The organism is Brachybacterium sp. (assembly GCF_052095815.1).
Taxonomy (GTDB): Bacteria; Actinomycetota; Actinomycetes; order Actinomycetales; family Dermabacteraceae; genus Brachybacterium.
Map to the genome: position 1 here is coordinate 1 of NZ_JBQDLF010000079.1, position 9,594 is coordinate 9,594.

Annotated in this window: 8 protein-coding genes; 7 read left to right on the top strand and 1 reads right to left on the bottom strand. The window is 68.9% G+C overall.

All coding sequences use genetic code 11. The features are described 5' to 3' along the window. Positions 1–152: 152 nt before the first annotated feature. The 7 genes from ACTH43_RS17935 (at position 153) to ACTH43_RS17965 (ending at position 8,550) form a co-directional block, all read left to right on the top strand. The gene (locus tag ACTH43_RS17935; RefSeq protein WP_441446253.1) at positions 153–1,841 is read left to right on the top strand and encodes a CDP-glycerol glycerophosphotransferase family protein; all 1,689 of its coding nucleotides are present in this window, start codon (positions 153–155) and stop codon (positions 1,839–1,841) included. A 197-nt stretch (positions 1,842–2,038) separates the two neighbouring features. Next, a complete protein-coding gene (gene serA / locus ACTH43_RS17940; protein ID WP_441446254.1) occupies positions 2,039–3,646 on the top strand; it encodes a phosphoglycerate dehydrogenase in 1,608 nt (535 codons plus the stop codon). A 28-nt stretch (positions 3,647–3,674) separates the two neighbouring features. Then, positions 3,675–4,754 (top strand): 3-isopropylmalate dehydrogenase, encoded by a 1,080-nt coding sequence (locus ACTH43_RS17945; RefSeq protein WP_441446255.1) that lies wholly within the window; start codon positions 3,675–3,677, stop codon positions 4,752–4,754. A gap of 50 nt (positions 4,755–4,804) precedes the next feature. After that, a complete protein-coding gene (locus ACTH43_RS17950; protein WP_441446256.1) occupies positions 4,805–5,896 on the top strand; it encodes a branched-chain amino acid aminotransferase in 1,092 nt (363 codons plus the stop codon). A gap of 7 nt (positions 5,897–5,903) precedes the next feature. Then, entirely contained in the window at positions 5,904–7,529 is a 1,626-nt protein-coding gene (gene cimA, locus ACTH43_RS17955; protein WP_441446257.1) for a citramalate synthase, read from the top strand. 51 nt (positions 7,530–7,580) lie between these two features. Next, on the top strand, positions 7,581–8,123 hold the full coding sequence (locus ACTH43_RS17960; protein ID WP_441446258.1) for a glycine cleavage system protein R: 543 nt from the start codon (positions 7,581–7,583) through the stop codon (positions 8,121–8,123). Positions 8,124–8,313: 190 nt separating this feature from the next. After that, positions 8,314–8,550, top strand: coding sequence for a hypothetical protein (locus tag ACTH43_RS17965; RefSeq protein WP_441446259.1), 237 nt, complete (start codon positions 8,314–8,316; stop codon positions 8,548–8,550). Between the two features lie 72 nt (positions 8,551–8,622). On the opposite strand, the gene ACTH43_RS17970 is transcribed toward ACTH43_RS17965, so the two are convergent. Then, positions 8,623–9,588 carry a DUF3516 domain-containing protein gene (locus ACTH43_RS17970; RefSeq protein WP_441446260.1) on the bottom strand — a complete coding sequence of 322 codons (966 nt, stop codon included), beginning with the start codon at positions 9,586–9,588 and terminating at the stop codon, positions 8,623–8,625. Between the last annotated feature and the right edge of the window lie 6 nt (positions 9,589–9,594).

Consider the following 9,594-nt stretch of genomic DNA (forward strand, 5'->3'; position numbering starts at 1 on the left):
CCGCAGCGTGAACACCCGCCCCAGCAGGGTCATTCACCACGAACCGCGAAGAGCCTCATAAGGTGACATTCGGCCGTCTCCTCCTGAGGGGGGCGAGCGGTGAGTTCTCGCCCGCCGAGGGTGATGGACCGCGACTCGGTATCGCTGGTTCGGTGCCGCATCTCGGCTCGGTGGATCTCGGGCAGGCTGACGAGATCCTCTGCTCCAAGGGCTTCTCGGTCTCCCTGGAGGGAGTCTCACGACGACCGGGCTCACTCGTCCTCGAGGGGCGGATCACGGCGCGCGGCATCCCGATCGACCGGAAGCCGGATATCGAGATGTCGCTCGGGCTCGGCAGGAGGAGGTTCCCCGCCGAGTGGCTGCAGCGACCCGATCGGCCTGCGTCGGATGGCAGCTGGTCTGCGTTCAGGGCCGTGGTGCCTCTGGCCCGTTGGCCCCGGGGCGAGTACTTCCCACGGCTCCACCTCGAGACCCCTGAGGGATCAGCTGATCCCAGGATGATGAAGACCGTGGCGCTCTTCCGCAATGTGCGACCGATCGAGCACGAGGGGAGCGCGTACAGGGTCGGGACGAACGACAAGAATCAGGTCTGCGTTCGAAAGTCGCCAGCCAGCCGCTCTGCCGCCCGTCGCTCGTTCGCCACCGCACTCGGTGATCTCCGAGATCGTTCGGGATTCGGCAGATTGCGGCTGCTCGCTCGTGTGCTGCGGAAGCTGGAGAACAAGCCCACCTGGCTCATCGGTGAACGCTGGGACACAGCCCAGGACAATGGCGCCGCGCTGTTCAAGCATCTTGCGGCAGATGAACGTGCTGGAGTGCGGCCGGTCTACGTGATCGAGAGGAACTCGCCGGAATTCGCGTCCATGTCGCGGGCGGGCAAAGTCGTCGCGCACGGCTCTTGGCGGCACAAGCTGGAGCTGTGTCGAGCGAGTCTCCTCATCTCGGCATTCGACGTGGACACCTATATCCTTCCTCGGGACTGGGGGAAGGTCGAGTTCCTCGAGCACTTCCACTATCCGCTCGGTGGGCGCAGGGTTTTCCTGGGGCATGGCGTCTCGTATCGGACATCGCGAATCGGCTCGCTGCACAGGCTGATGTTGGGCTACGACCTCGTCGTCGCCTCCTCGGTCGGTGAGCGCGACTTCTTCGCGAAGGAGCTGTCCTACGGGCGTCGTGCGGTGAGCACGGGACTGCCTCGTTTCGACACGCTCACGCGGATGCGCAGTGACCGACGGCGCATGATCCTCTTCGCGCCGACCTGGCGGCAAGGGCTCGTCGTGCCGTCCTACCGATCAATGGGGGCGGCAGAGGACCGCGGGGAATTCATGGCGTCGCAGTACTTCAGAACGGTCCGTTCCATCCTCGAATCGCCCCGCGTCGCCGAGTTCCTGGAGGACGCGGGCGCGGAGTTGCGCTTCTTGCCTCATTACGAAGCGGCCGAGTTCTTCACGCAGAACATCAGCTTCACGGACCGGGTGAAGATGGCCGATCTGCGTGAGCATTCGTTCCAGGAATGGCTGCGTCTGTGCGACGCGTACGTCACGGACTTCTCCTCGTCGTTCTTCGACGTGGCGTTCATGCGTACTCCCATCGTGTACCTCGATGACCCGAACGATCCTGACGCGGACCTGGAACGTTCGGGCAGCTTCTTCGACGCGGAGACCGACGGGTTCGGTCCGATCGTGGAGGGCGAGGACGGTCTTGTGAACGCGTTGGCTCGGATCGCTGAGAACGGATTCGAGATGGAGCCGGAGTATCACGAGCGCGTGGAGGTCTTCTTCGAAGGGGTCCCGCTCGGCTCGAGCACGAAGAGTGTCGTGGAGGCGATCAAGGCGATATGAGCCGAGCTGCCGGAGCCGGCGCGCGCCGGTCCGGTACTGCGCCGCTGCCGAGTGTGAATGCGTCGCGCACCGAAGATGGAGGTCGTCTCGCATCCTGACAGGCATGACCGCATGGCGGACAGCGGTTTAAGCTGTCCCGGTACCCGTCGCCCCCGAGGATGCGTGCGACGACAACCATCCTTACCGGAGGAGTTCCCGTGACGCGTCCCGTCGTGCTCATCGCAGAAGAGCTGTCGCCCGCGACCGTCGAGGTCCTGGGGCCCGACATCGAGGTCAGGAATGTGGACGGCACCGACCGCCCCGCCCTGCTGGCGGCGGTCCAGGAGGCCGACGCCCTGATGGTCCGCTCCGCGACCCAGGTCGATGCCGAGGTCTACGCCGCGGCGAAGCAGCTGAAGGTCGTCGCGCGAGCCGGTGTGGGCCTGGACAATGTTGACGTGCCCGCCGCCACCAGCGCGGGCGTCATGGTCATCAACGCTCCGACCTCGAACATCACCTCCGCCGCCGAGCTCGCCGTCGCGCTGATCCTGGCCTCGATGCGCAATCTGGGTCGCGCCGACGCCTCGGTGAAGGCCGGGAAGTGGGAGCGCAAGCAGCTCACCGGCGTCGAGCTGCTGGGCAAGACGGTGGGTGTGGTGGGCTTCGGCCGCATCGGCCAGCTAGTCGCTGAACGGCTGCGCCCCTTCGGTGTGAACCTGCTGGCCTACGACCCCTACGTCAACCATGCCCGGGCCGCCGAGCTCGGGGCTCGCGTGGTCGAGCTCGACGAGCTGATGGGCGAGGCGGACGTCGTCACCGTCCACATGCCGAAGACGCCCGAGACCACCGGCCTGATCGGCGCCGAGCAGTTCGCGCTCGCCAAGCCCTCCCTGCACGTGGTCAACGCCGCCCGTGGTGGTCTGATCGACGAGGAGGCGCTGTTCGACGCGCTCAGCAGCGGCCGCATCGCCGGTGCAGCACTGGACGTGTACACCTCCGAGCCCCCGTCGGCCTCCGAGACCGCGAAGCGTCTGCTCGAGCTCGACACCGTCACCCTCACCCCGCACCTGGGCGCCTCGACCGTCGAGGCCCAGGAGAAGGCCGGCGTCGCCGTCGCGAAGTCCGTGCGCCTGGCCCTGGCCGGCGAGCTGGTCCCCGACGCGGTCAACGTCGCCGGTGGCGCGATCGACGACCTGGTGCGTCCGGGCGTCGCCCTCGCCGACCGGCTCGGCCAGCTGTTCACAGCCCTCGCCGGGGAGGCTCCCGAGCTGCTCGATATCGAAGTGCACGGCGAGATCGCCACCCACGACGTCACCGCTCTGAAGCTCTCCGCCCTGCGCGGAGTGTTCCGCTCCGTGGTCACCGAGCAGGTCAGCTACGTCAACGCACCCGTCCTCGCCGAGGAGCGCGGCATCACCGTGAAGCTGGTCACCGACGAGAACTCCGAGCGCTTCCGCAACGTGGTCACCCTGCGCGGCACCCTGCGCGACAGCTCCGTCGTCACGGTCTCCGGCACCCTCAGCGGCGTCGAGCAGGAGCACAAGCTCACCGAGGTGTTCGGCCATGCGCTGGATGTCGCGATGAGCGACCACCTGCTGATCATCCGCTATGAGGACGGCCCGGGCCTGATCGGCAAGTACGGGCTCCGTCTCGGCGAGGCCGGGATCAACATCGCCGGCATGCAGGTCTCCCGCGCCGGCAGCACCCGCGGCGCCGAGGCGCTGGTGGTCCTGAACCTCGACGAGTCCGTGGACCGCGAGTTCGCCGAGGAGCTCGGCGCCACGATCGACGCACGGTCCATCCACGCCGTCGACCTCGTCTACTGATCGCTTCCCGAAGAACCGGAGTCCTGCCATGAGCACCCCCAGCGCCCCTGCCCTGTCATCCGTCCTGAAGCTCGCCGTCATCGAGGGTGACGGCATCGGCCAGGAGGTCGTCCCCCAGGGACTGCGCGCCCTGCGCGCCGCCCTCGAGCCCGCCGGCGTCAGCGTCGAGACCACCGACTTCGACCTCGGCGCGGGCCGCTGGCATCGCACCGGTGAGACCCTCACCGACGAGGACATGGCGCGGCTGGCGGAGCACGACGCGATCCTGCTGGGTGCCGTCGGCGATCCCGGCGTGCCCTCGGGCGTGCTCGAGCGCGGCCTGCTGCTCAAGCTCCGCTTCGCCTTCGACCACTACGTCAACCTCCGCCCCACCAAGCTCTACCCCGGCGTCGTCTCGCCCCTGGCGGATCCCGGGGAGATGGACTTCGTAGTGGTCCGCGAGGGCACCGAGGGCCCCTACGTCGGCAACGGCGGTTCGCTGCGCACCGGCACGGAGCTCGAGGTCGCCACCGAGGTCTCCCTCAACACCGCCGTCGGTGTCGAGCGCGTGGTGCGCTACGCCTTCGCGCAGGCTGAGGCACGCCGGAAGAAGCTCACGCTGGTCCACAAGCACAACGTGCTGGTCCACGCCGGTCACCTCTACCGCCGCATCGTCGAGCAGGTCGGCGCCGAGCATCCGGAGGTCGAGGTGGACTACGCCCACGTCGATGCGATGATGATCTACCTGGTCACCGATCCGTCCCGCTTCGACGTCATCGTCACCGACAACCTCTTCGGAGATATCGTCACCGACCTCGCGGCTGCCGTCGGCGGCGGGATCGGCATCGCGGCGAGCGGCAACATCAACCCCACCGGTGCCTTCCCCTCGATGTTCGAGCCGGTCCACGGCTCGGCCCCCGACATCGCCGGCAAGGATCTCGCCGACCCCACCGCCACGGTGCTCTCGATCGCGCTGCTCTTGGACCACCTGGGGCATGTCGAGCCGGCCGCCGCCGTGCGTGCCGCGGTCGAGAACGACCTCGCCGCCCGTGCCGGTTCCGAGGAGCTCTCCGCCCGTGGGACTGCGCAGATCGGCGACGACCTGGTCGCCGCGATCTCCGGGCGCTGAGCGCCGGACCCTGACACACTGACACTGCCCCCTGCAACGAGGAGAATCCCGTGAGCGCGCTCGACTTCACCCAGACCAGCACCACTCGCCGCGTCGGCGACGACGAGCGCGCGCAGATCCTCGCCGATCCGGGCTTCGGCCAGCACTACACCGACTTCATGGTGCACGCCCGCTGGACCGCGGACGGTGGCTGGGGCGACGCCGAGGTGGTGCCCTTCGGCCCGCTGCAGCTCTCGCCGGCCGCGGCGGTGCTCCACTACGGCCAGGAGATCTTCGAGGGCCTCAAGGCCTTCCGCCATGCCGACGGCTCGGTGTGGACCTTCCGTCCCGAGGCCAACGCCGAACGCATGCAGCGCTCAGCACGTCGGCTCGCGCTGCCCGAGCTGCCGGTGGAGGACTTCCTGGCCTCGCTGAAAGCCGCCACTGCGGCCGATGAGCCCTGGGTGCCCGAGGCCACCAGCGAGGAGTCGCTGTATCTGCGGCCCTTCATGTTCGCGAGCGAGGAGTTTCTCGGCGTGCGGGCCTCCCGCACGGTCGACTACTACGTGATAGCCTCCCCGGCCGGCCCGTACTTCCCGCGTGGCGTGCAGCCGCTGGTCGTGTGGATCACCGATGAGTACGCGCGCGCCGGAGCCGGCGGCACCGGCGCGGCGAAGTGCGGCGGCAACTACGCCTCCTCGCTGCTGGGCAAGAACGAGGCCGCCGAGCAGGGGGCCGACGAGGTGCTCTTCCTCGATTCCGAGACCCACACCAGCATCGACGAGCTCTCCGGGATGAACGTCTTCGCGATCACCCGGGACGGCCGCCTGCTGACCCCGGCGCTGACCGGCTCGATCCTCGAGGGCGTCACCCGCTCCTCGATCCTGCGCCTCGCGGAGGATCGCGGCCTTACGGTGATCGAGCAGCGCCTGGTGATGAGCGAGGTGCTCGAGCAGCTCGGCAGCGGCGAGATCACCGAGATGTTCGCCTGCGGCACCGCCGCTGTCATCAACCCGATCGGGGAGTTCCGTGCCAACGGCGGTTCCTGGACGGTGGGGGACGGTGGCTCCGGCGAGGTCACGCTGGCCCTGCGCAAGGAGCTCACCGACATCCAGTACGGCCGGATCCCGGACCGTCACAGCTGGCTGACCCGGCTGGTCTGAGCGCACGATGACGATCAGCCCCGCCACGACGCCGATCCAGGCCTTCCACCTCTACGACACGACGCTGCGTGACGGCTCCCAGCAGGAGGGGCTCACCCTCTCGGTCACGGACAAGCTGGCCGTGGCCCGCCATCTCGACGAGCTCGGGGTGACCTACATCGAGGGCGGATGGCCCGGTGCTGTGCCGCGTGACACCGAGTTCTTCGCCCGTGCCGCAGTCGAGCTCGAGCTGCGCACCGCCCGGCTCGCGGCCTTCGGCGCGACCCGGAAGGCAGGGGTCCCCGTCGCAGAGGATGCTCAGGTCGCGGCGCTCGTCGACTCCGGCGCCCCGACGATCACCCTGGTCGCCAAGTCCGATCTGCGCCACGTCACCGGCGCGCTGCGCACCACCGCCGAGGAGAACCTGGCCATGGTGCGGGACACCGTCGCGCACCTGGTGGGGCTCGGCCGCGAGGTGTTCCTCGACGCCGAGCACTTCTTCGACGGCTTCGTCCACGACGCCGACTACACCACCTCCGTGCTGGTCGCCGCCCAGGAGGCGGGCGCCGCGGTGCTGGTGCTGTGCGACACCAACGGCGGGATGCTCCCGCACCAGGTCACAGAGATCATCGAGGACCTGAGCGGACGGCTCGTCGCGGCCGGAGCGGACCGCGCCCGGCTCGGCGCGCACACGCACAACGACACCGGCTGCGCGGTGGCCAATGCGCTGACCGCCGTGCGCTCCGGGATCACCCACGTCCAGGGATGCATCAACGGCTACGGGGAGCGCACCGGCAACGCGGACCTGGTCACCCTGCTGTCGAACCTGCAGCTGAAGATGGGCATGGATCTGGTGCCCGCGGAGATGCTCGCGGAGACCACCCGGATCGCCCATGCCATCGGCGAGGTCGTGAACATGCCCGTGACCACCAGGGCCCCGTACGTCGGCACGAGCGCCTTCGCCCACAAGGCCGGCCTGCACGCCAGCGCGATCAAGGTCGACCCGGACCTGTACCAGCACACCGATCCGCAGCTGGTCGGCAACGACATGCGGATGATCATCTCCGACATGGCCGGACGCGCCTCCATCGAACTCAAGGGCCGCGAGCTGGGCTTCGACCTGACCGGTGAGCCCGAGCTCCTCTCGCGCCTGGCGGCCACCGTCAAGCAGCGCGAAGCGATCGGCTACTCGTACGAGGCGGCCGATGCCTCCTTCGAGCTGCTCCTGCTCGACCAGCTCGGGCGGGTCCCGAGCTATTCGACGGTGGAGTCCTGGCGGGCCACGTCGCAGCTGGGCCGGGACGGCACCCTGGAGTCCGAGGCGACGGTCAAACTCCTCGCCGACGGCGACAGCTCCCACGAGCGCAAGGTCGCGATCGCCGAGGGCAACGGCCCGGTCAACGCCCTGGATCTCGCCCTGCGCGCGGCGCTGCGCGAGCGGCATCCCGAGGTCGACGAGTTCGAGCTGCGCGACTTCAAGGTACGGATCCTGGATGCCCACCACGGGACCGATGCCACCACGCGGGTGCTCGTGCGCACCTCCGGGCGCGGCCTCGAGTTCCAGACCGTGGGGGTGGGGCCGAACGTCATCGAGGCCTCCTGGGAGGCGATCTACGACGCGTACACCTACGGGCTGTTCAAGTCCGGGGTCTGAGCACCGGATGATCCGTGGTCCCCGGCGCCCCCCGGGGGCTACCCTGTGGCCATGACGACACACGCGCCGACCACCGCCTATGTGCTGACCGCCATCGGGGATGACCGTCCCGGTCTCGTGGCCGCCCTGGCCGCCGCCGTCGACGAGCACGGGGGGAACTGGGTGGACAGCCAGCTCGCCCTGCTCGCGGGCAAGTTCGCCGGGATCGTGCAGGTCGATCTGCCCGACGAGCGCGCGCAGTCGTTCCTGGAGGCGCTGCCCGCACTGTCCGACGAGGTGGGGCTGGATGTCGGGGCCACCGTCGCCGATGGCCCGGTCGAGCCGGTGCCCCACAGCGCGCTGCGCCTGCACCTGCTGGGCCAGGACCGCACCGGCATGGTCCGCGAGGTGTCCTCGGCGCTGCGTTCCCAGGGAGCCACGATCGATGGTCTGCGCAGCTGGACCCGGGAGGCACCGGAGGGCGGCGGCATGCTGTTCGAGGCCGAGGCCGAGGTGCGCCTGCCGGCCGATGCGGACCAGGATGGGGTCCGTGAGGCGCTCGAGACGATCGCCGCCGAGCTGATGGTGGACCTGGAGCTCGACGCCCCCGATTGAGGCACGATCTCGGTCGGATGCCGTGACTCCACAGGGGCCGTGCTCCCTCGGGGAAGCTTCCGCGACCTCGCCTCTCGAGGATCCATGCGTCGAACGTCCCCTCGAGACCTTGTGGTAACGGTCACAACGGGTATTCTGGACTCCGCGGACTTCCCTGACCCCGCGCCCCTTCCTCGAGAGGACAATCGCTGTGAAAGCCGACAATGATGCACGGAGCAGGAGCACCCGCCGCTGGACCGGGCGTGCCGCAAGGCTGGCCGGGGGGCTGACGCTGGGGGTGGCACTGGGATTCGCCGGCGCCGGAGCGGCCTCGGCCGTGGAGATCAACCCGCAGAAGCCTTCCCTCCAGTCCGTGGAGATCAATCCGCAGGTCGAGATCAACCCGCAGGTGGAGATCAATCCGCAGGTCGAGATCAACCCGCAGTGACCCTCGACTGATCCCCACCGGGATCGCTCGCACCAGGCCGGCGCCCATCAGGGCGTCGGCCTGGTGCGTCGTTCAGGGCCGGGACGCCGCGTCGCCGACGTGCGTGATCGCCAGCACCGGTTCACCGGTCTCATCGGTCGCCTCGAGATCGAGCTCGGCCTCGATCGCCCAGTCGTGGTTGCCCTCGGGGTCGTGGAACGCCTGACGGATCCTCCACACCCTCGACTCCTCGGTGATCTGCAGCAGCTGCGGGGAGCGGGCGGGTCCGTCGATGCCGACGTCGTCGTAGGTCTCGTAGTAGTCGTCCATCACCGCGGCCCAGCGCGGCCGGTCCCAGCCGGAGGCGCCGTCGAGCTCCGCCAGACGCGCCTCGCGCTCGAAGGCGAAGTGCTCGACGCGCTGCCACATCGCTGCGCGCACCATCGTGCGCAGCACCTTCGTCTGTGCCGAGAGCCCCCGCGGGGTGCTCGGCCGGATCTCGGAGGCGCCGTCCTCCTCGAGGTCCTCCGGGTGCGTGAGCGCTTCCCACTCATCCAGCAGCGAGGAGTCGATGCCCCGCACCAGCACGCCGAGCCACTCGATCATGTCCTCGAGCCCCTCGGTGCGCAGGTCCTGAGGGATGGTGCGGCGCATCGCCCGGTAGGCGTCGGAGAGATAGCGCAGCACGATGCCCTCGGAGCGCTGCAGGCCGTAGCGCTGCACGAACTCGCTGAAGGTCTGCCCTGTCTCATAGATCTCGCGGACCACCGATTTAGGGGAGAGGTCGTCCGCCCGCACCCACGGCCGGGTGCGCGCGTAGATCTCGAGAGCCGCCTCCAGATCCTCCTCCAGCGGCTTCGGCCAGGACACCTCGTCCAGCCGGGCCATCCGCTCGGTGTACTCGACCCCGTCGGCCTTGAGCTCCGCCAGCAGCTCGCCCTTGGCGGAATTCTGCTGCGCGAGCAGGATCTGCCGAGGGTCCTCGAGGATCGCCTCGATGATCGAGACGGTATCGGGCTCTTCGCGGTTCGTGGTGAATGACCCTGCTGTGGCGGGTATTCACGC